27 protein-coding genes and 3 tRNA genes are annotated in these 24279 nt (G+C 55.2%); 25 read left to right on the top strand and 5 right to left on the bottom strand.

The genetic code is table 11. The annotated features are described in order from the left end of the window. The first annotated feature begins 50 nt into the window (after nucleotides 1-50). The 3 genes from GS611_RS07370 to GS611_RS07360 all read left to right on the top strand — a co-directional run bounded on the left by GS611_RS07370 (nucleotide 51) and on the right by GS611_RS07360 (nucleotide 2659). On the top strand, nucleotides 51-1523 hold the full coding sequence (locus tag GS611_RS07370) for an NAD(P)/FAD-dependent oxidoreductase (protein WP_171634143.1): 1473 nt from the start codon (nucleotides 51-53) through the stop codon (nucleotides 1521-1523). After that, entirely contained in the window at nucleotides 1524-2510 is a 987-nt protein-coding gene (locus GS611_RS07365) for an alpha/beta hydrolase (RefSeq protein ID WP_171634140.1), read from the top strand. A gap of 72 nt (nucleotides 2511-2582) precedes the next feature. Further along, a tRNA-Met gene (locus tag GS611_RS07360) sits at nucleotides 2583-2659 on the top strand. Nucleotides 2660-3044: 385 nt separating this feature from the next. Here the strand turns inward: GS611_RS07360 and GS611_RS07355 are convergent. Continuing rightward, nucleotides 3045-3119: transfer RNA gene (locus tag GS611_RS07355), tRNA-Thr, on the bottom strand. A gap of 83 nt (nucleotides 3120-3202) precedes the next feature. On the opposite strand from GS611_RS07355, the gene GS611_RS07350 reads away from it, so the two are divergent. The 21 genes from GS611_RS07350 (at nucleotide 3203) to GS611_RS07250 (ending at nucleotide 20189) form a co-directional block, all read left to right on the top strand. Next, nucleotides 3203-3358, top strand: a complete 156-nt coding sequence (locus tag GS611_RS07350; RefSeq protein WP_171118532.1) for a hypothetical protein — start codon at nucleotides 3203-3205, stop codon at nucleotides 3356-3358. A 6-nt stretch (nucleotides 3359-3364) separates the two neighbouring features. Then, the gene (gene murA, locus GS611_RS07345; RefSeq protein ID WP_171634135.1) at nucleotides 3365-4633 is read left to right on the top strand and encodes a UDP-N-acetylglucosamine 1-carboxyvinyltransferase; all 1269 of its coding nucleotides are present in this window, start codon (nucleotides 3365-3367) and stop codon (nucleotides 4631-4633) included. Beyond that, complete coding sequence (locus GS611_RS07340) at nucleotides 4630-5106, top strand: DUF2948 family protein (protein WP_171634131.1); 477 nt, start codon at nucleotides 4630-4632, stop codon at nucleotides 5104-5106. The genes murA and GS611_RS07340 overlap by 4 nt, the downstream gene beginning before the upstream one ends. Then, a complete protein-coding gene (locus GS611_RS07335) occupies nucleotides 5107-5628 on the top strand; it encodes a GNAT family N-acetyltransferase (RefSeq protein ID WP_171634128.1) in 522 nt (173 codons plus the stop codon). Between the two features lie 61 nt (nucleotides 5629-5689). Further along, the gene (hisD, locus tag GS611_RS07330; RefSeq protein ID WP_171634124.1) at nucleotides 5690-6991 is read left to right on the top strand and encodes a histidinol dehydrogenase; all 1302 of its coding nucleotides are present in this window, start codon (nucleotides 5690-5692) and stop codon (nucleotides 6989-6991) included. Nucleotides 6992-7089: 98 nt separating this feature from the next. After that, complete coding sequence (locus GS611_RS07325) at nucleotides 7090-7569, top strand: UPF0262 family protein (RefSeq protein WP_171634121.1); 480 nt, start codon at nucleotides 7090-7092, stop codon at nucleotides 7567-7569. Nucleotides 7570-7572: 3 nt separating this feature from the next. Then, nucleotides 7573-8025 (top strand): low molecular weight phosphatase family protein, encoded by a 453-nt coding sequence (locus GS611_RS07320; protein WP_171634118.1) that lies wholly within the window; start codon nucleotides 7573-7575, stop codon nucleotides 8023-8025. Between the two features lie 2 nt (nucleotides 8026-8027). After that, on the top strand, nucleotides 8028-8426 hold the full coding sequence (locus GS611_RS07315; RefSeq protein WP_152458860.1) for a ketosteroid isomerase-related protein: 399 nt from the start codon (nucleotides 8028-8030) through the stop codon (nucleotides 8424-8426). After that, the gene (locus GS611_RS07310; RefSeq protein WP_171634115.1) at nucleotides 8419-9012 is read left to right on the top strand and encodes a GNAT family N-acetyltransferase; all 594 of its coding nucleotides are present in this window, start codon (nucleotides 8419-8421) and stop codon (nucleotides 9010-9012) included. The genes GS611_RS07315 and GS611_RS07310 overlap by 8 nt, the downstream gene beginning before the upstream one ends. Nucleotides 9013-9074: 62 nt before the next feature. Next, the gene (locus tag GS611_RS07305) at nucleotides 9075-9344 is read left to right on the top strand and encodes a DUF4242 domain-containing protein (RefSeq protein ID WP_171634110.1); all 270 of its coding nucleotides are present in this window, start codon (nucleotides 9075-9077) and stop codon (nucleotides 9342-9344) included. A 67-nt stretch (nucleotides 9345-9411) separates the two neighbouring features. Next, nucleotides 9412-10287, top strand: a complete 876-nt coding sequence (locus tag GS611_RS07300; protein ID WP_171634107.1) for a carbon-nitrogen hydrolase family protein — start codon at nucleotides 9412-9414, stop codon at nucleotides 10285-10287. A 91-nt stretch (nucleotides 10288-10378) separates the two neighbouring features. Beyond that, nucleotides 10379-10597 (top strand): translation initiation factor IF-1, encoded by a 219-nt coding sequence (infA, locus tag GS611_RS07295; protein WP_005978431.1) that lies wholly within the window; start codon nucleotides 10379-10381, stop codon nucleotides 10595-10597. Nucleotides 10598-10608: 11 nt separating this feature from the next. Continuing rightward, the gene (locus tag GS611_RS07290) at nucleotides 10609-11187 is read left to right on the top strand and encodes a nucleoside triphosphate pyrophosphatase (RefSeq protein WP_171634104.1); all 579 of its coding nucleotides are present in this window, start codon (nucleotides 10609-10611) and stop codon (nucleotides 11185-11187) included. Further along, nucleotides 11184-12206: a ribonuclease E/G gene (locus tag GS611_RS07285; RefSeq protein WP_171634097.1), complete on the top strand. Its 1023-nt coding sequence runs from the start codon at nucleotides 11184-11186 to the stop codon at nucleotides 12204-12206. Before GS611_RS07290 ends, GS611_RS07285 begins: the two co-directional genes overlap by 4 nt. Then, complete coding sequence (locus tag GS611_RS07280; protein WP_171634093.1) at nucleotides 12203-12385, top strand: DNA gyrase inhibitor YacG; 183 nt, start codon at nucleotides 12203-12205, stop codon at nucleotides 12383-12385. The genes GS611_RS07285 and GS611_RS07280 overlap by 4 nt, the downstream gene beginning before the upstream one ends. A gap of 79 nt (nucleotides 12386-12464) precedes the next feature. Further along, nucleotides 12465-12539, top strand: a tRNA-Phe gene (locus tag GS611_RS07275). A gap of 99 nt (nucleotides 12540-12638) precedes the next feature. Then, entirely contained in the window at nucleotides 12639-13820 is a 1182-nt protein-coding gene (locus GS611_RS07270) for a site-specific integrase (protein ID WP_253284974.1), read from the top strand. A 55-nt stretch (nucleotides 13821-13875) separates the two neighbouring features. After that, a complete protein-coding gene (locus GS611_RS07265; protein ID WP_253284973.1) occupies nucleotides 13876-14484 on the top strand; it encodes a hypothetical protein in 609 nt (202 codons plus the stop codon). A gap of 92 nt (nucleotides 14485-14576) precedes the next feature. Next, on the top strand, nucleotides 14577-14945 hold the full coding sequence (locus tag GS611_RS07260) for a hypothetical protein (protein ID WP_171634089.1): 369 nt from the start codon (nucleotides 14577-14579) through the stop codon (nucleotides 14943-14945). Nucleotides 14946-16188: 1243 nt separating this feature from the next. Next, nucleotides 16189-18987 (top strand): DNA polymerase, encoded by a 2799-nt coding sequence (locus tag GS611_RS07255; RefSeq protein ID WP_253284972.1) that lies wholly within the window; start codon nucleotides 16189-16191, stop codon nucleotides 18985-18987. 299 nt (nucleotides 18988-19286) lie between these two features. Continuing rightward, nucleotides 19287-20189, top strand: a complete 903-nt coding sequence (locus GS611_RS07250) for a hypothetical protein (RefSeq protein WP_171634086.1) — start codon at nucleotides 19287-19289, stop codon at nucleotides 20187-20189. 168 nt (nucleotides 20190-20357) lie between these two features. Here the strand turns inward: GS611_RS07250 and GS611_RS07245 are convergent, their stop codons facing one another. The 4 genes from GS611_RS07245 to GS611_RS07230 form a co-directional block, all read right to left on the bottom strand. Continuing rightward, on the bottom strand, nucleotides 20358-21254 hold the full coding sequence (locus GS611_RS07245) for a hypothetical protein (protein ID WP_171634083.1): 897 nt from the start codon (nucleotides 21252-21254) through the stop codon (nucleotides 20358-20360). A 626-nt stretch (nucleotides 21255-21880) separates the two neighbouring features. After that, a complete protein-coding gene (locus tag GS611_RS07240; protein ID WP_171634080.1) occupies nucleotides 21881-22219 on the bottom strand; it encodes a hypothetical protein in 339 nt (112 codons plus the stop codon). Between the two features lie 17 nt (nucleotides 22220-22236). Continuing rightward, on the bottom strand, nucleotides 22237-22680 hold the full coding sequence (locus GS611_RS07235) for a hypothetical protein (protein ID WP_171634077.1): 444 nt from the start codon (nucleotides 22678-22680) through the stop codon (nucleotides 22237-22239). Between the two features lie 170 nt (nucleotides 22681-22850). Further along, nucleotides 22851-23531, bottom strand: a complete 681-nt coding sequence (locus GS611_RS07230; protein ID WP_171634075.1) for a recombinase family protein — start codon at nucleotides 23529-23531, stop codon at nucleotides 22851-22853. Between the two features lie 232 nt (nucleotides 23532-23763). On the opposite strand from GS611_RS07230, the gene GS611_RS07225 reads away from it, so the two are divergent. Then, nucleotides 23764-24192 carry a hypothetical protein gene (locus GS611_RS07225; protein ID WP_171634071.1) on the top strand — a complete coding sequence of 143 codons (429 nt, stop codon included), beginning with the start codon at nucleotides 23764-23766 and terminating at the stop codon, nucleotides 24190-24192. Nucleotides 24193-24279 lie beyond the last annotated feature (87 nt).

Genomic DNA, 24279 nt, shown 5'->3' with positions numbered 1-24279 from the left:
CATATATCTGCAACAGATAAACGCAGGGTTGTTTCAGAAGGCACTCACTCATGCACCACAAAACAGAGATGCTGATCGTCGGCGCCGGGTTTGCCGGGCTGACGATGGCGCTTGAGGCGCGCAAGCGCGGTATCAATGATATCGCGATTTTGGAAAAGGCCGATGATATCGGGGGGACATGGCGCGAAAATACCTATCCCGGTGTCGCCTGTGATGTGCCGTCGCATCTGTATTCCATGGCGACCCATCTCAACCCGCATTGGAGCCGCGCCTATGCCGGTGGCGCGGAAATTCAGGCTTATCTGCAAAATGTCGCGCGTCAGGAAGGGTTGTATGACCTGTGCCATTTCCGGCAGGAGCTGAAATCGGCCAGGTGGGATGAAACGCGATGGCAAGTTGAAACGATGGATGGCCAGCAATGGTCGGCGCGGTTTCTGGTCTCGGCCATTGGCGCACTTCATTATCCCAGCATCCCGGATATCCCCGGCGCCGACGGTTTTTCGGGGCCCAGTTTCCACTCGGCCGAATGGAATCACGAAGTCGATCTGACCGGCAAGCGCGTGGCGGTCGTTGGAACCGGCGCATCCGCCGTTCAGTTTGTACCCGAGATCGCCAAGAATGCAGGCCACGTCGCGATCTTTCAACGCAGTGCGCCTTACGTGATGCCGCGCCCGGACGGTCCGATTGCGCCCTGGGTGCGCAGCCTTTACGCTTGGCTTCCCATTTTGCCCCGCATTCGGCGCAAGCTGATATTCATGATCTTCGAATTTCGCCACCGCGTGTTTCGTGGTGAGGAACGCGCGGTGAATTTTGCCTTGAAGATGTGGCAAAAGGCATTGGAGCGCGCCATCACCGATCCGGTCGAACGGCGGACTCTGACCCCCGACTATCGGATCGGCTGCAAACGTATCCTGAGTTCGAACGATTGGTACCCGACCCTGGCCCGCGACAATGTCAGCGTTGTTCCGAAGGGCGTCGCTCGAATCGAAGGTGACACGGTCATCGCGGCGGATGGCACCCGGACCAAGGCGGATGTCTTGATCTGGGGCACCGGGTTTCACGTAACCGACGTGGTCGAGCGTCTGGACATTACCGGTACGGACGGGCTGACGCTGCGCTCTGCCTGGTCGGATGGCATGTGCGCGCATCTGGGTACCGCAGTTTCGGGTTTTCCTAATTTCTTCCTGCTTCTGGGGCCGCATACCGGGTTGGGGCACAACTCGGTCGTGCTGATGATCGAGGCCCAGGTTGGCCATATCGGCCGGGTCCTGAGCGAGATGCAGCGCGAAGGGTTGTCCGCAATCACTCCAGACGCCGCAAAACAGGCGGCGTTCACGCGGGAAATGCACAGCCGCCACGCGGACGGCGTCTGGCAGGCCGGCGGCTGTACATCCTGGTACATGGATGCGGAAGGCCGAAACACGACCTTGTGGCCCGGCACCGTTGCCGAGTTTCAGAAACGCATGGCACAATCGGGGCTGGAACAATACGGACCCGCCGCCCCTGGCAATGGAGAAAGTTGAATGACAACCGTTCTGATCGCAATCGCCGTCCTTGTTGCGGTTCTGTTTGTCTTGAACCTGTGGACCCGGAAGATTACCCGCCGGGGTCGTGAAACCGTGCCGCAGCTGGGTCAGATCACACCCGTTCGCGGCGGCAGCATCCACTATGTGGAAAAGGGAAATCCCGAGGCGCAGACCATCGTCATGATTCACGGTCTGGCCGGGCAGTTGCAGCACTTTACCTATGCGCTGGTGGATCTTCTGGCCGACGACTACCACGTTATCGCGCTGGACCGGCCGGGATGCGGGTATTCAACGCGCGATACGGCCGAGCTGGCGCAATTGCCCCACCAGGCAGGCATGATTGCCGAGTTTCTGGACAAAAAAGGCGTGGACCGCGCTGTTCTGGTCGGCCATTCACTGGGGGGCGCGGTTTCACTAGCGATGGCACTGGACCATCCGGCCCGGGTCGCCGGTCTGGCGCTGCTGGCGCCGCTGACGCACAAACTGCCCGAAACCCCGGCGATCTTCAAACCGCTTGAGATCCGCTCCGAATGGATGCGCAGCCTGATCGGCAACACGCTTGCCGTTCCCCTTGCGTCCAGAACCGCGCCGCACACGCTGAGCACAGCGTTTGACCCGGAAACCCCGCCGGACGACTTTCTGGACCGGGCAGGCGGCGCGCTTGGCCTGCGGCCTTCCGCCTTTGTCACGGCCTCTCAGGACGTTGCCGGGGTCGATGCAAGTATCAATGCGCAGGTCGCGCGCTATCCGAAACTGACTGTCCCCGGGGGCATCTTGTATGGCCGTCAGGACGCGATACTGTCACCGCCGCTGCACGGGCCGACAATGACCGAGTTCGGGCTGAGTTACGAAGAGCTGGACGGGTTCGGCCACATGATTCCGATCACAGAGCCCGAAATCTGTGCCGCCTTCATCCGCAGGATGACCGAAGCGACCACATCCCCCCGGATATTCTTGCAGGACAAGCCATATGAGCGGGCGTGAAAGAAATCTTGAGGTTGGTTGATTTCCCTCTTGACCCTCCCGGGCCCCTCGCTTACATCGCCTCTCACTCACGGCGGAGTAGCTCAGTTGGTTAGAGCAGCGGAATCATAATCCGCGTGTCGGGGGTTCAAGTCCCTCCTCCGCTACCAAAACCCTTCCCATTTTGTTGTATGGTTTGAGGCCGCAACGCCGGGGATCCTCCTTCGCTTGTTTATCTACGTATCCAGCCGGCAACACCCGTCTTTGTGCAGATGCTGCCAGCTTGTTCTGGCGTGCCTTGTGCGTCAGATCCGCCCCATGCCGTTAAACAGCCGGGGGTCTGCGTCCTTGATCGCCCGGCGGCCGTGCTTTACCCGTGTGTGTTGTCGATCACGGCGATATCCCCGTCCTGCCAGTTGATTTCGACCGTGCAGCTTTCGGCGATGTCGTGTTCTTCGTTCGTCAAGAAAACCTCCGCCGCCCCAAATCAGGGAATTTACAGGAAGTGTCCCGAGAGTCCGAGCATATCTACAACATCGACTAAATCGGAAATCATGGTGCTGCTGGAGAGAATTGAACTCTCGACCTCTCCCTTACCAAGGGAGTGCTCTACCTCTGAGCTACAGCAGCGCTGTGGGCGGGTGATTAGACTCAAACGAAACGCGGCGCAAGGGTGTCTGGACGGTTTTTTTCGCCTCCTGTAGAGAAAGATCATGACGAATAAAAATTCACCCAAAAAACAAGGCAAATCCGGGGATGCGCGCGAAGAGCGGCTGAAAGCGGCGCTGAAGGCCAATATGGCCCGGCGCAAGGCGCAGGCCAAGGCGCGGGCGACCTCTGGGGACAAGGCCGACAAGGACAAGGGATAAGAGCAGATGGATTCGATTCTGGTGACGGGCAACGGCCCGCTGAATGGTCAGATACCGATTGCGGGGGCCAAAAACGCGTGTCTGACGCTGATGCCTGCAACCTTGCTGAGCGAAGAACCGCTGACGCTGACGAACGCACCACGCCTCAGCGACATCAAGACCATGACCGCTCTGCTGCAATCACTGGGGGCCGAGGTGTCGTCGCTGCAAGATGGTCAGGTGATCGCGATGTCGAGCCATAGCCTGACCAGCCAAACGGCGGATTATGACATTGTGCGCAAGATGCGTGCCTCGAATCTGGTGCTGGGCCCCTTGCTGGCGCGGTTCGGGCAGGCGGTTGTTTCTCTGCCAGGTGGCTGCGCGATTGGTGCCCGTCCGATGGACTTGCATGTGGAAGGGCTCGAGGCGCTGGGCGCCGAGATCGAGCTGAAAGACGGGTATCTGCACGCCAGGGCTCCGGGAGGGCTGAAAGGCGCGGTGCACGAGATGCGCTTTGCCTCGGTCGGGGCCACCGAAAACATCGTCATGGCGGCGACGCTGGCCAAGGGCACCACGGTGCTCAAGAACGCCGCGCGCGAGCCCGAGATCGTCGATCTGGTCGAATGCCTGCGCAAGATGGGTGCGCAGATTTCGGGCGAGGGCAGCTCGACCATCGAAATTCAGGGCGTCGACCGGCTGCACGGTGCCACCCATCAGGTTGTCACCGACCGGATCGAACTGGGCACCTATATGCTGGCCCCGGCGATTTGCGGTGGCGAGGTCGAACTGCTGGGCGGGCGCATGGCGCTGGTTGAATCCTTTGCGGCCAAGCTCGACGCGGCGGGGGTCAGTGTCACCGAAACCCAAAACGGCTTGAAAGTGGCGCGCAAGAACGGCCGTGTGCAGGCTGTGGATGTGGTGACCGAACCCTTCCCGGGCTTCCCGACCGACCTTCAAGCGCAGATGATGGCGCTGATGTGCACGGCTGAGGGCACCTCGGTTCTCGAAGAACGCATTTTCGAAAACCGCTTCATGCATGCCCCGGAACTTGTGCGCATGGGCGCGAATATCGAGGTGCACGGCGGCACTGCCACCGTCACGGGTGTCGAAACCCTGAAAGGCGCCCCGGTGATGGCGACGGATCTGCGGGCTTCGGTGTCGCTGATCCTCGCCGGATTGGCGGCAGAAGGTGAGACGACGGTAAGCCGGGTCTATCATTTGGACCGCGGATATGAACATGTGGTGCGCAAGCTGGAAGGCGTGGGCGCAAAAATCGAACGGATCAAGGGCGAATGACGGACGCAAGTTTTGAAGACGGGCGCGAAGCCCCGCTGAATCTGGGGGCTGAGGATGCAGATGACCTGAAGGTGATCTCGACCCTGGTGCAGGATGCGGTTTTTCCCGTGACCGAGATGAAATGGCAACCGTCGCACCGCCGCTTTGGCCTGTTGCTGAACCGTTTTCGCTGGGAAGACAAAGATGCCGCCGCCCGCCGTGACCGCCCGTTTGAACGGGTGCAGTCGGTGCTGGTCTTCGATTCCGTTCTGTCCGCGGCCAGTCAGGGCATTGATCGCAGCGAGAAAGACATGGTCATGTCGCTGCTGTCCGTCGAATTCGAACCCGGTGAGGATGGCGCGGGCCAGGTCTTGCTGACCCTGGCGGGTGACGGCGCGATCCGCCTGACGGTCGAGGCGTTGGATGCCACGCTCAAGGACGTCACGCGCCCATATCGGGCCCCATCCGGCCGGGCGCCGCAGCACCCCGAATAGATGCAGAACAAGCGCGGCATTTCTCAGGCGTTTTCAAATGTGCCCGAGGGTATTGCCCTGCGTCCCGCGACCGTGTTCGATGTGTTCGACATCAGTCGCGTGCTGATACGGTCGATCACGCAGCTTTGTGTGGCCGATCACAACAATGATCCCGGCCATCTGGAACAATGGACCGCACACAAGGACCCGGCGACCATCCGGGGCTGGTTCAAGCCGGGATCACAGATCTGGCTGGCCGAGCGTGAAGGTCAGGTGGCCGCGGTCGGTGGGTTGTTCGAAACCGGCAAGATCACCTTGCTCTATGTTGACCCGGATCACGTCGGCAGCGGGGTGGGGGCCGCGTTGCTCAACCGGCTGGAACGGCAACTGGCTGCGTGCGGCTGTACCGAGGTGCATCTGGACGGCACGAAAACCGCCCGGGAATTCTATTTGCGCCACGGCTGGAAGGTCACCGGTCAATGCAGTGACAGTCGGGACCTGACCTGCTTTGCCATGCGCAAATCGCTGCACCCCCAGGGCTGAGGGTTGAGGCCGCGCCCCGTGGGCGATATGTCCCGTGGCGCAACGCCCGGAGTGCCAGATCATGCCCGTTTTCCTTGACGCCACATCACCCGATTTCGAAACCGCCTTTCAGACCCTGCTGTCCGCCAAGCGCGAGGACAGCCCGGATGTGGACGCGGTTGTGGCGCAGATCATCGACGATGTCCGCAACCGGGGTGACGCGGCGGTCATCGAACTGACTACGAAATTCGACCGGCTGGAGCTGACGCCCGAAACGCTGGCCTTCAGCGCTCAGGAAATCGTGGACGCGGTGACGCAGGTCTCAGCCGAGGATCGCGCGGCGCTGGAACTGGCCGCCGCCCGCATCCGGGCCTATCACGAAAAGCAGATGCCCAGCGATCACAGCTGGACGGATGAGGCCGGGGCCACGCTGGGCTGGCGCTGGTCGGCGGTTTCTGCCGCAGGGCTTTACGTGCCGGGCGGGCTTGCCTCGTACCCGTCATCGGTGCTGATGAATGCCGTCCCGGCCAAGGTGGCGGGGGTTGAACGGCTGGCCATCGTGGTGCCCACCCCGGACGGGCAGGTGAACCCGCTGGTGCTGCTGGCAGCGCAGCTGTCGGGTGTGGACGAGGTCTATCGCATCGGCGGCGCGCAGGCCGTGGCGGCGCTCGCCTATGGCACCGACACCATCGCGCCGGTCGACAAGATCACGGGCCCGGGCAACGCCTTTGTTGCGGCGGCCAAGCGCCGTGTCTTTGGCAAGGTCGGCATCGACATGATTGCGGGCCCTTCCGAGATTCTGGTTATCGCCGACAAGAACAACGATCCCGACTGGATCGCGCTGGACCTGCTCAGCCAGGCCGAACACGATGAAAGCGCGCAGTCGATCCTGATCACGGATGATGCCGCTTTTGGCCAAAGTGTCGCTAAGGCGGTCGAAAAACGCCTCGAAACCCTGCAACGCCGCGCCATCGCCGGGGCCAGCTGGCGCGACTTCGGTGCCATAATCACCGTCCGTGATCTGGATCAGGCTGCAATCCTATCGAACCGTATCGCCCCGGAACATCTGGAGCTTTGCGTCGCAGACCCGGTGGCGCTGAGCGAAAAAACCATCCACGCCGGGGCCATCTTTCTGGGCCAGTACACACCTGAAGCCATCGGTGATTATGTGGGCGGTCCCAACCACGTGTTGCCCACCGCGCGTTCGGCACGGTTTTCGTCAGGCCTCAGCGTGATGGATTTCCTCAAACGCACCACGCTCAGCCAGATGACCCCCGAAGCCCTGCGCGCCATTGGTCCTGCCGCCGAACAGTTGGCGTGCTCGGAAAGCCTCGAGGCGCATGGCCTCTCGGTCACCGCGCGCCTGAACCGCCTGAATGGCTGAAATGACGCAAAGACCTGGCGCATATGGCGTTTCTGTGCGTTGCCCGTTGAATATCATTGCTATAGGTCTGTGCTGACGCAAGGAATGTGACTGTAAAGATGACCCGCATCTCGTATATCGAACTGGATGATAGAAATCTGCCGCCGCCCACGCCCGAGATCGAGCAGGAACGCAAGGTTGCCATCTATGATCTGCTGGAAGAAAACAGCTTCTCGCTGCCCAAACGCGACGACCGCGTTGTGCCCGAAGGCCCCTATCGCCTTCAGCTTTCGATCCGCGACAAACGGCTTGTCTTCGACATTGAAACCGAGGCCAACGAAAAAGCGGCCGAGTTTCACCTGTCGCTCGGTCCCTTCCGGCAGGTGGTCAAGGATTACTTCCAGATCTGCGAAAGCTATTTCGATGCGGTGAAATCACTGCCGCCCAGCCAGATCGAAACCATCGACATGGCCCGCCGGGGTATCCACAACGAAGGCAGCCGCGTGTTGCAGGAACGGCTGGAAGGCAAGGCAGATGTCGACACCGACACCGCCCGTCGCCTGTTCACGCTGATCTGCGTTCTGCATTTTGGGGGCTGACGCGTGAAGCCTCTGCCGCAGTCGGTCTTGTTCTGTTGCGACCACAACGCGGTTCGGTCCCCGATGGCCGAGGGGCTGATGAAGAAATTCTATGGCACCGGCACCTATGTTCAGTCCGCCGGCGTGCATAACGATCTGGAAATCGACGGCTTCAGCATCGCCGTCTGCCACGAGGTCGGCGTGGAACTGTCCCGCCACCGCTCACGCTCCTTTGACGAGATGCAGGAATGGGGTGATGACCTCAGCTCGTTTGATCTGGTGGTGGCGCTTTCACCCGCCAGTCAGCGGCAGGCGCTGGAACTGACCCGGGTTTTTCACCTCGATGTCGATTATTGGCCAATAATGGACCCTACCGGGTTGGGCGAGACCCGCGAAGAAAAGCTACATCACTACCGACAGACCCGCGATCAGATCATCAAACATCTGAAAGACCGCTGGGGCGAACCTACGGAGTGACCATGAACCAGACCGTCAAAACCTATTTCGAAGCCTTCAATGCCGGTGACGTGGATGCCATGCTGGCCTGCCTGTCCGATGACGTGGCCCATCACGTGAACGAAGGCCAGATCCGCATTGGCAAGGACAAGTTCGCCGCGTTCTGCGCGCATATGAACCGGTGCTACAAAGAAAACCTGACCGACATCGTCGTGTTCGAAGCCGAAGGCGGCACCCGCGCCGCAGCCGAATTCATCGTCAACGGCACCTACCTGGAAACCGATGATGGCCTTCCGGATGCGCATGGCCAGACGTACCGCCTGCCTGCCGGTTCGTTCTTCGACCTGAAGGATGGCAAGATCACCCGCGTCACCACTTTCTACAACCTGGCAGACTGGACCAAACAGGTTTCGAATGGCTGAGGTCACCGACGTCCGCCCCCTGACCGGAACGGCACTCGGGGCCGCTCTGGACGATGTCGCCCGCCTGCGGATCAGAGTGTTTCACGCCTGGCCCTACCTCTATGACGGCGATCTGGAATACGAACGCAAATACCTGCAATCCTACCGCGACAGCGACAAGGCCATCGTGATTGGCGCCTTCGACGGCGACCGCCTGATCGGCGCCTCGACCGGCGCACCGCTGACTGACCACGCTGACGATTTCGCGGCGGCCTTCGAGGGCTCCGGGTTTGACCTGCATGACATCTTCTATTGCGCCGAATCGGTGCTGTTGCCCGACTATCGTGGGCAGGGTGTCGGCCACAGGTTCTTTGACGAACGCGAAGCCCACGCCCGCGCGCTGGGTTTCACCAAATGCGCGTTCTGCGGTGTGCAACGCCCGGCAGATCATCCGATGCGGCCCGACAATTACCGCCCGCTGGATGCCTTCTGGCACGCGCGGGGGTATGAACCATTGCCCGGTGCGATCGCACAGTTTTCGTGGAAAGACATTGGGGAAGAGGGTGAGACGCTGAAGCCGTTGCAGTTCTGGATCCGGGATCTCTGAACGCCAAACGCAAAAAAATTCCCGAATCATGGTAGTGTTGGGTTTTCTGTGGGGGAATTGCCATGAAACGCTATGTTATCGAACGCGATCTTCCGGGTGTCGGTTCCATGTCCGGTGACGAACTGTGCGGCGCGTCTGCGAAGTCGAACGAAGCGCTGGCGCAAATACCCGGCGTGCAGTGGGAGCATTCCTATGTTGCTGGTGACAAGACCTTTTGCATCTATCTGGCCGAGAGCGAGGACGCGATCCACAAGCATGCGGAACTCAGCGGGTTCCCGGCCAGCACGGTCACCGAAGTGACCAGGATCATCGATCCGACGACCGCAGGGTAATTGGGCTGTACTCCGGTCTGCGTCCGCGACTAAGGTCACGCGAATTTGACCGAACGGGGACGCTGCCATGAAAGTCGCAACTGCCGCCTACAACCTCGACTGGCTGAATAGCTGGGCGCAATACGAAGACAAGCTTGAGGGGTGGGTGTCCCAGGCCGCAGGGCAGGGGGCCGAATTGCTGGTCTTTCCCGAATATGGCGCGATGGAGCTGTCGACCCTCGAAGGGGCCGAGATTGCCGGCGATTTGGAGCGGTCGATCCGGGCCGTGTCCGACCGGATGGAGGATGTACAAAACCTGCACACCCGCCTCGCCAAGACGTACAAAACCTACATTCTGGGTGCGTCGGCGCCGGTTGTTGATGGCCCCGGGCGTCCGGTGAACCGTGCCGCCTTCTACGCGCCGGATGGCAGTTTCGACCATCAGGACAAACAGATCATGACCCGGTTCGAACGCGAGGATTGGGACATCGCCCCGGGGGGTCCGCTCAAGCTGTTCGACACCGCACTGGGCAAGATCGGTGTGTTGATCTGTTATGACAGCGAGTTTCCGTTGCTGGGCCGCGCGCTGAGCGAGGCAGACCTGATCCTTGCGCCATCCTGTACCGAAGCGCTTTCGGGTTACTGGCGCGTGCGGATTGGCGCAATGTCAAGAGCTTTGGAAAATCAATGCGTTACGGTCATGGCCTCGCTGGTCGGGAACAACCAGTGGTCCGAGGCGGTGGATATGAACACCGGGACCGGAGGCGTCTTTGGCCCGCCCGACAAGGGGTTCCCGGCCACCGGTGTGCTGGCCGAAGGCACTTTGAATCAGCCGGGCTGGACCTATGCGGATGTCGACCTGTCAGCCATCGCCGAGGTCCGCGCGGACGGTCACGTGCTGAACCGAACCCATTGGGAGGAACAGGCCGCCCGAGTCGAATCGGTCACAATATCCGCTCTTTAGGTGATTCCGCCCTTGAAATAAGGCCGAAATAGGCTCATTTAAGCGCACACCCCCGCAGATTCTGCGGGTGCAACGTAATGATGGAGACAACATGGCCAAGGAAGATACGCTCGAATTTCCCGGTGTCGTGAAGGAACTCCTGCCTAATGCGACGTTTCGGGTCGAGCTGGAAAACGGCCATGAGATCATCGCACATACGGCAGGCAAGATGCGCAAGAACCGCATCCGTGTTCTGGCCGGCGACAAGGTTCAGGTCGAGATGACCCCATATGATCTGACCAAGGGTCGGATCAACTATCGCTTCAAGTAACGCCTGCCGCAATGGCGTTCATTCTCGGATCGGGCAGCCCAAGACGGCTGGACCTGCTGGCCCAGCTCGGCGTGCGGCCCGATGCCATTTGCCCTCCTGACATCGACGAAACGCCCTTGAAGGGCGAGCTTCCGGTTCCGTATTGCCACCGCATCACGCGCCAAAAAGTGCAGGCTGTTCAGGCAGATAGAGGTGACGTTACCCTCTGTGCAGATACCACCGTGGCCTTGGGGCGTCGGATTCTGGGAAAGCCCGAGGATGCGGGGCAGGCGGCAGAGTTTCTGCATTCCCTGTCTGGTCGTCGTCACCGCGTGATCACCTCGGTTGCGGTCCGGCGCGGAGACCGTGTGCTGCAGCGTGATGTCGTCTCACAGGTCAAGGTCAAACGTCTGTCGGATGTCGAGATCAACGCCTATCTGGCGACCGGAGACTGGCGCGGCAAGGCAGGCGCCTATGCGATTCAGGGGCCCGCAGGGGCTTTCATTCCATGGATTTCGGGGTCGTTTACAGGCATCGTTGGCCTGCCCCTGTCCGAGACCGCGGCCTTGCTGCAAGGCATCGGCTATCCACTGTATCGAGAGGCATCATGAAAGGTCGCACCATTGTTCTGGACCACATCCAAGGCCGCGAAGCGGCTGCGCTGATGGTCGACGGCAAGTTGGATGACTTCTTGATCGCCACAGACGCACCCGCGCCCGGCACGATCTATCGCGCCCGCGCTGACCGCCCGGTCAAGGGGCAGGGCGGCATGTTCCTGACCACACCAGATGGCCCTGCTTTCCTGCGACAAGTCAAAGGCTTGGGTCCCGGTGCCCTGTTGTTGGTACAGGTTACCGGCTTTGCAGAGCCAGGCAAAGCCATACCGGTGAGCAATCGCATCCTCTTCAAAAGCCGCTATGCGATTGTTACGCCGGACGCTCCGGGCCTGAACATTTCGCGCAGTATCAAGGACGAGGACACACGCGATCAACTGCTTGAAATCGCCCACGAGCAGATGGGTGACAGCGCCTATGGATTGATCCTGCGCTCCTGCTGCGCCGGTGCGGATGCCGAAGAAATCGCGGAAGACCTCTCGGCCATGTTGACGCAGGCCGAGCAGGTGATGAATGACGACGGGACCGAGCCTGAACTTCTCAGCGAAGGTGACAGCCCCCATATCCTTGCCTGGCGCGACTGGACCGACCCGGCCGAAGTCGTGACACAGGCGGGCGGGTTCGAAACCCACGGCGTTCTGGATGCGCTGGATACCGTGCGTGGAGCGTCCGAGCCTTTGCCGGGCGGAGGGTATCTTTACATCGAACCCACACGCGCGTTGGTCGCCGTGGATGTGAACACCGGAGCGGACACCTCGCTGGCGGCGGGCACCAAGGCCAATTTCGCCTGCGCCAAGATGCTGCCCCGTGCTTTGCGCGTACGTGGGCTGGCTGGTCAGATAACGCTGGACCTCGCTCCCATGCCAAAGAAGGATCGCCGCGGGTTTGAGTCCGCTTTGCGTGCCGCGTTCAGATCAGACCCGGACGAGACGATTCTTGCAGGCTGGACCCCGCTGGGCCACTTTGAGTTGCAGCGAAAGCGTGGTCGCGTTCCTGTAATGGAGATCCTGAAATGAACTGCCCGATTTGCGGAGGCGAGACCGAGCAGAAGTTTCGTCCGTTTTGTTCCAGGCGGTGTGCGGACATTGATTTGGCCAAGTGGCTGAACGGGTCCTACTCGGTTCCGTCGCAGCGCGAAGATGACCTTGAAGCCGAGGATGACACGCAGGACTTCACGCCAAAGCGACCGCATTGAAAAAATGTGAAAAAGCCTCTGGACACCGCTGGTAGCAAGTCATAGAAGGCCCCCACCCAACGACGAACGTCGTTCCCGTGCCCGGGTAGCTCAGGGGTAGAGCAGTGGATTGAAAATCCTCGTGTCGGTGGTTCGATTCCGCCCCCGGGCACCATTAAATCCCTGAAATGCTTGATGAATTTTGATCGTTGAGAGTTCTGATTTTCAGCCGTAAAAGCTATGCACAGGTATGCACTCCTCTCACGGTTCCGACTTGGCCAAAGATTCCAAAAATCGAATACTCAAGATAAAACACCTGCGTAAAGGGCTGGCCATCCTAATGTATGCCCGAAGCCCCTATTGGTATGTTCGCCTTAGAGACCCGATAAAGGGTGGTTATGTACTGCGTTCTACGAAAGAAACATCACGGGTCGAAGCCCGTGAGGCGGCTGAGGAATTTGCAGATACGTTCCGCAGCAAGGCCAACAGCGACCATGCCAAGAAGAAAGCCACCAGCTTTGAGCACTATGCCAAAAAGCTGATGGCAGTGCAGAAGGGCAAATCCAAGTGGTCGGATGGTGACAATAAGCTTCTCAACCGATCCAAGGACGGGCTGATCTGCTACTTCGGAAAGTACGATGTCAGCAAGATCACCACGGGGATGGTACGGGATTATCTGATTCATTTGGACGAGAACAGACCAAAGCGGTTGGCTGAGTCAACCAAGGCCAAACACACTATCATCATCCGCAAAGTCCTGACATTGGCTGTTGAGGATGGTCTGCTGGATGTACTGCCGGTGATGCCGAAGCAAAAGACCGTCGACAGCCCCCGAAACGCTTTTACAGATGATGAATACAAACGGTTCATGAAAGCCGCCGGAGAGTGTGCCAAACGGGGTGACAGGGTTCGTGGCGTTGAGATCATCGGCCACCACGCCAAGATGTTCCGCTTTATGGTTCACGCATTCCTCCGCCCAACTGAGGGGGAGTTGTTCGGCCTGAAGCACAAGGACATACAGTTCAAGACCGGTCCAACTCGTCTCGATCTGAATGTGCGGGGTGGCAAAACTGGAGGACGCTCCAGCTTCACCATGCCGCTAGCAGTGCCGCTTTACCAAGCCACTTTGAATCCATTCGATGAAAAGGGGCCGGACAAGAATGGCTACGTCTGGATGCCGGAATATCCAAACCGAACGACGGCGATCAATACGGCCCGCCGTATCTTCAACCACATATTGGACAAGGCCGATCTATTTGATGAAGACCGTAAGCTGTATCCTTACTCCCTCCGCCACTATGCGATCCAAGCACGGCTCAGAGGGTCAAATGGAAAGGTCAACCTGCACACTCTTGCAACGGTCGCTGGCACGTCCGTGGATCAGTTGGAGCGGTTCTATCTGAAGAACATGGTCCCTACGAAAGAACTCATGGAGAACTTGCAGCACAGGGAGTGAGGGGCAGGTAATGCTTTGCCCGAGTTGATTTCGGTGAATTCCAGTTGGAGGCACCTTGGATTCTGGTGGTGAAACTCTATTTTGGGAAGATAAAAATCTAATTCTAAACAACATTTTGGAACAGGGGTCAATGGAAGTACTGGGTCCAGACAATGCAATTTGGATTGATGGTGAGTGGATCAGTTGGGATGGCATTATTGATCCCGATGAGGTCAGATATAGCCGATTAGCTGAGTTAGAGTTGGAAGCAGAACTTCGGCACAAGTACCCAAAGGCCGACCTTACCCTAGTTCCGTATTTTCATGACCTGCTTGCATTGGCACAGGTTTACTTCAATGACACAGGGCAACATCTAAATGTTTATGGCGACATAGGTGAGCTTTTCGGTGCCATCATGTACGGTATCAAACTTCACAAAAATCACGCCAAGGGCTCTGATGGTAGATTGGGTGATGAGCTTGTAGAGATCAAAACGATAGCCCCAACCAATACAAAGGAACAAACCAGTGTTCGTCTGGATGATCGGCACTTCAGCACATTGCTCGTCGTCAAAATCGACGCTGACTTCAATGTTTCAGGTCGTTTAATCAAGCGCACGAACCTTCCGAAAAGAGATTCCAAGAACATCCGGCTGTCGTGGGATGGGTTGGCCGACTTAGAGTAATTGAGTTGTCAGTATTTAAGTGCGCAAGCTCGAAGCCCGTTGCCTGCAATCGTGAGCCATAGGACGCCGTTGGGGTAGCAAAGGAGATCCCAATGGCACTTGAAAAGCAATTCAATCTGGAAGCAGCAGAAAAGCCCAAGACGACCCAGCCTTCCCATCAGCGTCGTCAGAAATTCATCGCAGCCATCGACAAGCAGTTGGCCGGAATGGCGGCGGGGGAAGCCTGCAATACCTCGAAAAGCACTTGGGTCTGGCAGTCGAGCAAAGGGGAATGGTTCATCTCGCCAAGGTATGGCAAAGCGTCACTCGAACTGGCTCCCGGCCTGTCAGCGATCAAATGCACGGATGCAGATGACGTGGTGCAAAACCTCGAAAAGCTGAAGAACCTCACGAGTGACGGCAAGCTGGATGCGGTCCTTGAGGCGGCTGCGACAGCAATACGCAGCCGATTCGGAAAGTGACATCTGCCGGTTACTTTGAAAACTAGAATGGTCCCGTTGGGTTCGGATGAAACGCAATGGGACCTTTTGCTTTCCGGCTTGACCCAATCACGAGCGTCAACACCAAAATCATGCGAAGCACTTCACGAAGTGAAGTTGGTAGCCAAATAATTGCTGGGCAGTGGCGATGGGTGGCAAATGTTGATCTCATTGAGGGCTCTCAGGTCCAAAATGGATGGCAATGGGATCAAGTTCATCAAATAGCCAGCAACAGTTGACCTATGATCACCAAGTACATGCGAAGCATTTCACGAAGTGAAATTGATGGCTATCCATTTGCTGGTGGATGGCAATAGGTAGCAATCATCATTCCATTATGGTCCTGACAGCCACCAGATCGAACGCCATAGGACCAAATACTTACCCCGGCCAGCCCAACCAACCGGTTGAAACAAGCTAGCACATGCGAAGCACTTCACGCAGTGAAGCAGGTAGCAATCTGTTGGCTATCTTCTGGCAATGATTTGTCAATCGCTTGCTTCGCAAGACATTCGCTACGCGAATGTTATTCCTTTTTGGTAAATTTGGATTTTGGACATACTTCTCCTGTCCGTTGAGGAGAAGTCCGACGAACCTGTTGGTTCTGTCATACCATCCACACACGATTGCTTTTCAAAGCACGGCTGGCGGTTATCCGGTCTCAGCCTACGTGCTGCTTAAACAGCGGACCGATATGCTAGCTTTGCGTGGATAGCAGCTGGGCTAGCTCGGTGACGGCACTTCCCCGTCTCGTGATGACAATTATTTTGCTCTGGCTCTCTTATGGGGGCTTTCATCCTTCCCCCGCTTTCGCTGTTTCCTGACCCTACTATTCGATGACGTCATGTCTGCTGGCCTACTGAATTCGGTTCGTCACCATCCGGCGGAAAGTACCTTCTGATCGCATGACGCTTCGGGCTGTCTATATGTGGTTTGCATCGCGGTCCTGATGCAAGAGAGCTACGAGCTGTGTTCGATTTGGCGATGTGTATCGTCGTGTGCGGTGTGTGTGTTTGCGTATGATCTATTTAGGGGGCACAGATCGAAACTTGGTCGTGAATCCGTGATTAAATCGGGGTCAGCACAAATTCGGGAGAATGTCCCACGTCATGCCGGAATCGGGGCAAATTCTCCCACGGCCTTGTGATCCGGCATCAGCAAAAATAGTAAAAGGTCTGTTTGGGTGTAAGGGATTAACAATTACCATTTTTGACGATAAGGCAGCATGGCACGTTCCATCACTTTGATCCGAACTCGGGGTTACATGCAAGCCAAACTCACTTTTCGACCTGATCAGTTTTATCCTCAGAACAGAAAGGGCATGCCTTCGCCTCGTTACCTCGTCATCGGCTTTGACACCGAGTACCAGCGGGAAGTCTTTGTGAATGCAGATGGGTTGGCCGAGGTCCGCAATCAGGTGCTGTCCTATCAATATAGCTGCCACGTCATCTCGCCGGACAACGCAGGGGATGAACAGCACTGGTCAGGGATTGTGCAGCCAAAAGGGCTTGATGACGACGACCGGCTGACGTTGACCGAGTTTGTAGAATATGCGCTGCGGGATGGGTTTGCTCAACATCCCAATCTGAAGGTGCCAGTGAATGTCTATCTGGTGGCTCACTTCACACGTGCAGATGTGCCGGGGTTCTCTGACTTCAAGGACGAGAAGTCCCGGAAGGCCATGAATCTGGAGAACGTCCGCAACCTGTTCATGAACGTCAGCGACAAAATTGTGGTCAAGCTGAAGCGAGGTGAAAAACTCAAGCCAATTCAACTTGATGTCAAAATCCGGGACACGATTGCCCTTGCCCCGGCGGGAGCCAAAAGCCTTGCCAAGCTGGGAGAAATCCTTGGGTTTGAGAAGATGAAGCTGTCGGACGATCCAAAGCAGGAGCAATACTACAAAGAAAACATGGGGGAACTGCTGGAGGCCAATTGGCCTTTGTTCCGGGATTATGCCATTCGGGATGCCGAGGTTTGTGCGCAATACACGGTTCTCATGATCCGGCTCTATTTTGAGAAGACGGGTAAGTTCAAGCTGCCCGTCACGCTGACCTCAATTGGTGTCGATCTCATTGAGAAGCATTGGATGTCCCAAGGGCTCGATCCGCTGGTAATCGTCGGCAAGGAGAAAGTGACTGAGAAGTATTGGAGCAACAAAAGCAATCGCTATGTGACAAAGACTGAAGCCAAGACGGTTCAGAAACTGTTCTGGAGCGAAGACTTCTTTACCGAATGCTATCACGGTGGCCGCAATGAGCAGTTTTGGTTTGGTCCTGCACCCGAGGGGGTCTGGTATGATTATGATCTGACCAGTGCGTACCCAACGGCAATGGCGCTCATTGGGGAACCTGATTGGGATACGATCACGCATATCACCAGCACCGATGAACTTCTTGGTGGCGGTTTGACAGTCGAAGACCTGGCTTTTGCCAATGTGGATTTTGAGTTCCCGGAGGATGTGCGATACCCGGTCTTGCCAGTGCGGACCGAAAACGGGTTGTTGTTCCCCCGCAAAGGCAACAGCACCACCCATATCAGTGAAATCCTGCTGGCCAAGAAATTGGGGGCAAAGATCAAACTGGTGGAGGGGCGGCGGATCAACTCTGACCGTGTTATCAGCCGTAGGGAAGATGGCGGCAGGGAATATGGGGGTCATGCTGAGAAACCGTTCTTGAAGTTTGCCCGTCACTGCATTGAGGAGCGGGCCAAGCATCCGAAGAAGACACTGCACAACCTGTTTTGGAAGGAGCTGGTCAATTCCACATACGGCAAGACGGCTCAGGGTCTGCGGGAGCGACGAATTTACGATCTGCGGGATGCTGAAACCAAACGTCTGGAGCCCAGTCCAATCACTAACCCGGTCTATGCCGCTTTCATCACCGCTTTCTGCCGGGGTGTGCTCAGCGAGATCATGAACGCTCTGCCTCGTGATGTGCAAATTTTTAGTGTCACGACGGATGGCTTTTTGACCACGGCCACGGATGAGCAAATGCGGGAGGCTGCAAAAGGAACGCTGGGCCGAAAGTACCTGAACTCCCGAATTGGGTTGGCCGGGCAATGGGGCATCTATGAGGTCAAGCATATCATTCGTCAGCCAGTGGGGTGGCGCACACGGGGGCAGGCCACATTGGTGTCGTCCGCACCTGAAGACTGGGACGGAACAGGCATGGTGCCCAAAGAGGATGAGACAGTTGTACTGGCCAAGGGCGGTATTAAACTGGACGCCATCCTGTCGAAGGCTGAGCAGAACAACAAAATTGTCGATCTGTTCTTTGACCGCAAACCCACCGACACGATGACCGTCACGATGGGGGTTGGCATCCGGGAGATGTATGAACAGGGCATGGACTTCGTTGACAAGACGATGACCAAGCGGCTGTCAATGGAGTTCGACTGGAAGCGTAGGCCAGAGGCAGCTGGTGATGTCGCTGTCACAACCAAAGATGGGCAAAGCCGCACCCACTTGGCATTCTCTACTCAGCCGTGGGACACCGTAGATCAATTCAACACCACTCGGGCGATATGGGCTGACTACAACAAGCAGGCTGGGCATTGCCTCAAAAGCGTGAGCGACTACCAAACATGGTCCGAATACTTTGAGGGCAAGCTGGCCGCTCAAGGTCCAGCGGGGGCCTACATCGCCAAAGAGGATGGTGTCCTGAAACGTCTGCGCCGCGACCTGAGCATTGCGCATAGGCTGCGGAAAGCTGGAACCCACAAGATTAACGTGGAGTCGTTCCAGCGGGATAACATCACCCCCGACTACAAGCTCAAGGTGAAAGAGTTTGCCCAAATCCTGAATGATGGCTTTGGCATTCCCTGTACCAAAACGGATGTGGATAATGCCCGAAAGAAAAAAGTGTTCGTGCCGCATCAAGTTCCACGAACGGCAAAATCCGTTGAGCTGCTGGTAAACATCAAGCAAGCGCTGTTCCCCGAATTGGATGTGGAGCAATTTCTGACGCCGAAGGCGGCTTTCGATCTGACAGTGAAAGAGGCTTATATGATGGCGTCAGCTTAACAAAAAAACGGGTGTAAAGGCATTCCTGCTAGTGAGGTGATTAGCGGAAGACTGCGTTTCAGGCGCTGATTGAGAGCTTCAATTTTGAGACATCTGCTTTGAGCATCAGAGGCTAACTGCTCAAACACTGAGTTTATTGTTAAGCTCTTGTGGTGATGTTGCTCAGGGTCGGCGTGCCAATATGAATGAGACGAAGATGAACTAGTAATATCAGCTGTCCCAATAAACCTCCACATAAACTTCAATATCTGATATCATGTGTTTCATAATGAATATTTTTTTTGAAATAGGTTTGTTCTATGCAGTTTCATGTTGATCCTGACAAAGCTTCACAACTTAATTTAAGGAGCGGTATTAAGCCTGCTACCATACTTGCAGTGCTTCCTGCCGAAACCAATGTCACCAAGATTTCGGAACACCCTTCGGATTCAGTTTGGTGGGTAGTTAACGCTGACCTGAACGGTGACACTGTCCAAGGACATGTGCATTCCAGTTACTTAAAGCCAGGTCATGTCGAAGATGTGACACCTGTGCTTTCCGGAGATTACCCAGAAGCACACATGAAGATGAATGGTAAGTCGCGATCAATGGATGGTGGCCGGGCGTTTCCTTTAGACGAAGCGAGTATGCCTCTTCGAACGAGCAATTCGGCATCCGAGCTTGTAAAAATAATCAATTTCCTCGAACCGGACAATGCTTCACACAAGCGTTACATTGCAACTGGCGGAAAAACCTTCTGCAATATTTATGCCTACGACTACGCATGCCGGTGTAGCGTCTATCTACCGCGCGTTTGGTGGACAGACAAAGCTCTTATAGCAATCGCGCAAGGTCAGCATGTCGACGTTAAATACGCCAAAACAGTACGAGAATTGAATGCCAATATGCTTCACGACTGGTTCATTGACTATGGGAATACCTTTGGCTGGAAGAGGGTTTTTGAGCCTTCGGATCTACAATCTGCTGCAAATGGGGGGCGAGTTGCGATAATCGTAGCGAAGAGGGTTAACTTGTCTCGCTCAGGTCATATCGTTGCAGTTGTTCCAGAGCATGACGGTATAACTGCAGGGAAAAAATCAGGTACAATTACACGGCCCGTACAAAGTCAAGCTGGGCATACTAACTTTAAAGCAAAGCCTTCCTCCAAAATTTGGTGGGATGACGCACGATTTCAGTCCTTTGGGTTTTGGGTGCATGACTAGTGCGAATTGACTTTTAGCGAACGTAAAAGGCTTGGCCTCCTACTGTTCCTTTGACCATGCTGATAGAGTTAAGTGTTTAAAATCAGTTAAAAAACCTCAACACAAAGTCATCTAAAGGGCTTTCCTCTAAATTGGCATATAGCGGTAGATCGGTGATCTATCCTTAGGTTAAGTTGGACTCACTTGTCCTCCTAATAGCTGTTGTCGCAACTGGCATGGATATGGTGGTTCTGTGTTGGTCGCCCAGCATTGGACAGGAAGACATACTTCTTCCAATTGTTCCAAATTCCCCACGTTTTTCGACAACACATAGTAGTTCAGAAAATCTACTCGGCATGTATTGTGAGAGAAATCCTTGTAGCGCTCCCAAAGATTGTTGTTTAGTCGTTCTCCTGCATTGATTATTTGCTCACAAAACAAATTCCGAAACCCCTCAATTTCGGGAAAAATTCCGGAACACGTAACTCTTTTGTTGCACGTTCCGTCTTCCACGCAATTAAGCATCTCCACATGAGAGGCAACAACCGTAGTAAACGCTTGAGCGGCCCCCTCTTTCTGCAGACTGGAGATTATATAATTTCGAGCGGCTTCTAATTTTTCTTGGGTGGGCTCTTCCGCATTCTCAGCAAGTTCCTCAAGCCCTTCTGTTGTAAGTTCCCAGCTGCCTCCGAGTAGTTTTCTGGCGGAGACAACTTCTTGATTTGAAAACTTATATTGATCTATGAGGCGTTTGGCCTCAATTTCTCCATCGTCAACTGTAAGGCTTGCAGGCGTAAAGAAAAACAATATGACAAATACCGCAAAAGCTGCGGCCGCTCTTATGTAGCCTCTTCGAAATATTGGGAATTGTATCTGTAGGTGCCCAGTAAGAGCGACTGCAAAGCCGGCCCCTCCTAAAGCGATTATTATTCTGTAAATCACAAACTGCGTTGGGGATGGATCCTCACCGAACGCCACAATGCCGAGGATGAGCAGAAGAAAGACTGACCCTACTAAAAAAGGCCAAAGGAGTGATATTCCTTGGGGATTTTGCAGTTCGTTGTTTGGATCTGGATTGTCAGCCATTACTTATTCCAATCCGTTGCTACAGCATCCGCACATCTGGCAGAAATTTGGGAAGAAAGTGTCCTTTGGGCCGCCAACTTCGACCGAGAATAGATCTCCTGCTTGGTCGCTATATGGTTCCCACAATATTCTTCGACCGACTCCCGTCAATTCTGAGTGAGAATCGTTGTTTGCAGATCGCAAGAACAAGTACAGGTAATCCCCCTCCAACCCCGACATATTTCCGTATGTCTCAGGGATAAGTTCTTTTGGAACTTTGATCGTCATTGCATGGGAGGAATCCGCATTTGGGCAATTGGCAAGACCAATTTCGCTCATGCTTTTCGCGGAAACCGCAAGTGCTGCCTGCGATTCAGAGATGTCGTTACACCAAACAGATACAGCGCGATCTGAAGTGTCGGTGTACGCGCGGATTGCCTCGTTCCAGTCCGAAGATTTGCTGATTCTTGCTAACTGACCCGTGTCTAGTCTTATGTCTGAAGTTGGAAGGACAACAAAGTTTGTCCCGCTTTCGGCTGCGACTTGGATTGGACAAAGTAAGCTAAGTATCAACAAACAGCGTGACAAAGTCTTTTCTAAGAACATTTTCCCCTCCACTACAATTGTCCAAGAGTTAAAGCATAGGCTTAGATCCCGATTGCATCGAACGCCGAACTAACAACGAGGCTGATCAAGCCTGTGCGAAAACGCTCAAGTCGAGCTTGCGCCAAGCCGACTGCCTTTAGCGCGTGCATTTTGGCCAAGTCCTTTTGCCCACCAACTAGATATTCGAAGTCGTCTTTTGTTATCTTGCCTTGCGCTAAAGCATCACCCCAGCGACGAATTGCTTGTTCACTGTCTTCTATGAACGCTTTGGCATCTTTTTCAGCCTGGTCAAGCGCGTCTTGAACCGTGTTCTTAGCTAACGTTTTTAGGCCTTCCTGAACCGAATTTACGAATTCATCCCAATTTCCAGACAATGACACTTCATATCTCCTGAATCTTATTTTTCACAAACGGACGCTTCACGTTTATTGATTTCAACACAGATAATTGTGTCGAAAGCTTCACCAACTTGCATTTCAATTTGTTCGCGAATAAATGGGCTGAGCGTTCCAGAATTACGCCATCTCTTTGCAAACCCACCAAGTAAATTTCCGTCTGGATTACGTAGGGTATCCCATTGCGCGGAAACTACATCGTTGTTCGGAAGACCGTTTGCGTACTCATAGGCCGCATCAACGTCAACGAGCAGGTTCTCTACTTCGACACGATGCGAGGAATACGATTGTCCAGACTTTGCGATGAGAGCTAAGCTTCGGGCTTTCAGAGTTGTGGCATTTTTGTAGGCTTCTTCGGTGAATGGGCTGATGAATGGGGCGCAAGCCGCCAAAAAAATCAAGCACGAAATAATAGGCAAAACCCTGTTGGGAAAGAACTTATGCATCAATTTTTTCCTTAAAATATCTGCTAGTGTAACATGAGTCCCTGTTCCGACAAAATGTTATCGTCGCGGGACATTACTTTCGCACGATAAGAGCTTTCAGACCAAAAGCTTCGTTTGTGAAGTCTGCTCTGATTGCAGGAAAAAAATCACTAAAAGCGAACATCTTCGTTTTAGGTTGCTGACAGATGCTCGAGGGGCAAGGACCGCAATGGAATTCGACCGTCGGATAGAGTAGTGTAATTCTTGACGGTCTGTGGATGCCACCATCCACCCTTACACGTCGTCACACCACGTTCGTTGAGCAGTCTTGCCGCACCTGAATATGATCCGGCCTCAGCCAACGCCTGTTCAAAATCGTCACGGATGGATTCGAAGAAATCCCGCTTCTCTGCCTGCCTTTGGGTCGCCAGAGCATGTGCATTCCGACCGAGGACGGTTCCCCGGTTCTTCGCCGCTCTGAGTGCGGCTCTGGTGCGTTCTGATATCTGTCGGCGCTCCTCCTCAGCAAAGCAGGCCAGCAGGTGCAGGAAGAACGTTGAGACGTTCGGGTGTTCGCAGACGACAAGTTCAATCCCTTGGTCGATAATCCCGGATATGAATGACACCTCCCGGGAAAATCTGTCCAGCTTCGGAATCAGCAGCTTCGACCGGGTCTTCTTCACAAGGTTGATGGCATTCCATAATTCGGCCCGATCATCCCGTTTGCCAGATTGGATTTCCGTGAACTCAGCAATCACCTGATCGGTGGGTGTCAGGAATTGTTCCACCATCGCCCGCTGCGCTTCCAACCCGAGGCCGGATCGTCCCTGCCGTTCAGTCGAAACCCGGTAATAGACAACGTACTCGGCCATGCTTCATCCCTCCGTCACCGACAAACGTTGGTTTGTCGTAGAAGGGGTCGGATTTTTCGGGCGGGGTGGCAACGGGTTAGGCTGCAACAGTTTTTTGATTTCATGTGGTTTATCCCAATGACGGAAATGACCCAGCAAAGTTTTTTCACATGCTTCTTGCATTTCCGGTCAAATGCGGTCAGTTGTTCCAAATGGAACGAAAAGTTCCAATTGGAACTTACGGAGAATGATGATGAAATTTTATAAGAAGGGTGATCGCATACCTGCAAGGGCACAACAGATTTGGTTGATCCTAACTGCGCATGCGGTGCTAAAACCTGACGGCATTTACGAAGAAGACAGTGGATGGAGCGGATGGGGAAAAGGACTCATTTCCTATGGCGATCTGGCCGTTTTGATGGGAATGGACAAAAGGGCTGCTGTTACCCTTTCAAAGCATCTCGGGGTCATAGGATACTACTGTAAACAGGAAGGATTGCCGCCGCTAAATGTAATTGCAGTAAATGACGAAACTGGGGAGCCGGGGTTCGGCGTTGTGGAAACTTCTGGCTTTGAGAAGGATCAGATGAGTGTTTGGGACGCTCGCTGGTTTTCTTACCGTCCGCCAACCATCCGCGCTCTTAGGGCTGTATATGATGAGCATTTTGCATCGTCGAACTAGCTTGTTCGAGCAGTATTGCGCAGTTGGACCGCTAGGGTCAGGATTCATAACCAGTAAATGACTATAGCCGCGAGTGCGATGGCTGAT

It is taken from the genome of Ruegeria sp. HKCCD6119, assembly GCF_013110585.1.
Classification (GTDB): domain Bacteria; phylum Pseudomonadota; class Alphaproteobacteria; order Rhodobacterales; family Rhodobacteraceae; genus Ruegeria.
The sequence above is the reverse complement of the archived record's forward strand: the minus strand, read 5'-3'. Positions and strand labels throughout refer to the sequence as shown.

Coding starts and splice junctions, on each gene's coding strand:
- GS611_RS07370 (WP_171634143.1), top strand. CDS start 51: ATGCACCACAAAACAGAGATGCTGATCGTCGGCGCCGGGTTTGCCGGG.
- GS611_RS07365 (WP_171634140.1), top strand. CDS start 1,524: ATGACAACCGTTCTGATCGCAATCGCCGTCCTTGTTGCGGTTCTGTTT.
- GS611_RS07350 (WP_171118532.1), top strand. CDS start 3,203: ATGACGAATAAAAATTCACCCAAAAAACAAGGCAAATCCGGGGATGCG.
- murA (WP_171634135.1), top strand. CDS start 3,365: ATGGATTCGATTCTGGTGACGGGCAACGGCCCGCTGAATGGTCAGATA.
- GS611_RS07340 (WP_171634131.1), top strand. CDS start 4,630: ATGACGGACGCAAGTTTTGAAGACGGGCGCGAAGCCCCGCTGAATCTG.
- GS611_RS07335 (WP_171634128.1), top strand. CDS start 5,107: ATGCAGAACAAGCGCGGCATTTCTCAGGCGTTTTCAAATGTGCCCGAG.
- hisD (WP_171634124.1), top strand. CDS start 5,690: ATGCCCGTTTTCCTTGACGCCACATCACCCGATTTCGAAACCGCCTTT.
- GS611_RS07325 (WP_171634121.1), top strand. CDS start 7,090: ATGACCCGCATCTCGTATATCGAACTGGATGATAGAAATCTGCCGCCG.
- GS611_RS07315 (WP_152458860.1), top strand. CDS start 8,028: ATGAACCAGACCGTCAAAACCTATTTCGAAGCCTTCAATGCCGGTGAC.
- GS611_RS07310 (WP_171634115.1), top strand. CDS start 8,419: ATGGCTGAGGTCACCGACGTCCGCCCCCTGACCGGAACGGCACTCGGG.
- GS611_RS07305 (WP_171634110.1), top strand. CDS start 9,075: ATGAAACGCTATGTTATCGAACGCGATCTTCCGGGTGTCGGTTCCATG.
- GS611_RS07300 (WP_171634107.1), top strand. CDS start 9,412: ATGAAAGTCGCAACTGCCGCCTACAACCTCGACTGGCTGAATAGCTGG.
- infA (WP_005978431.1), top strand. CDS start 10,379: ATGGCCAAGGAAGATACGCTCGAATTTCCCGGTGTCGTGAAGGAACTC.
- GS611_RS07290 (WP_171634104.1), top strand. CDS start 10,609: ATGGCGTTCATTCTCGGATCGGGCAGCCCAAGACGGCTGGACCTGCTG.
- GS611_RS07285 (WP_171634097.1), top strand. CDS start 11,184: ATGAAAGGTCGCACCATTGTTCTGGACCACATCCAAGGCCGCGAAGCG.
- GS611_RS07280 (WP_171634093.1), top strand. CDS start 12,203: ATGAACTGCCCGATTTGCGGAGGCGAGACCGAGCAGAAGTTTCGTCCG.
- GS611_RS07260 (WP_171634089.1), top strand. CDS start 14,577: ATGGCACTTGAAAAGCAATTCAATCTGGAAGCAGCAGAAAAGCCCAAG.
- GS611_RS07255 (WP_253284972.1), top strand. CDS start 16,189: ATGGCACGTTCCATCACTTTGATCCGAACTCGGGGTTACATGCAAGCC.
- GS611_RS07250 (WP_171634086.1), top strand. CDS start 19,287: ATGCAGTTTCATGTTGATCCTGACAAAGCTTCACAACTTAATTTAAGG.
- GS611_RS07245 (WP_171634083.1), bottom strand. CDS start 21,254: ATGGCTGACAATCCAGATCCAAACAACGAACTGCAAAATCCCCAAGGA.
- GS611_RS07235 (WP_171634077.1), bottom strand. CDS start 22,680: ATGCATAAGTTCTTTCCCAACAGGGTTTTGCCTATTATTTCGTGCTTG.
- GS611_RS07230 (WP_171634075.1), bottom strand. CDS start 23,531: ATGGCCGAGTACGTTGTCTATTACCGGGTTTCGACTGAACGGCAGGGA.
- GS611_RS07225 (WP_171634071.1), top strand. CDS start 23,764: ATGAAATTTTATAAGAAGGGTGATCGCATACCTGCAAGGGCACAACAG.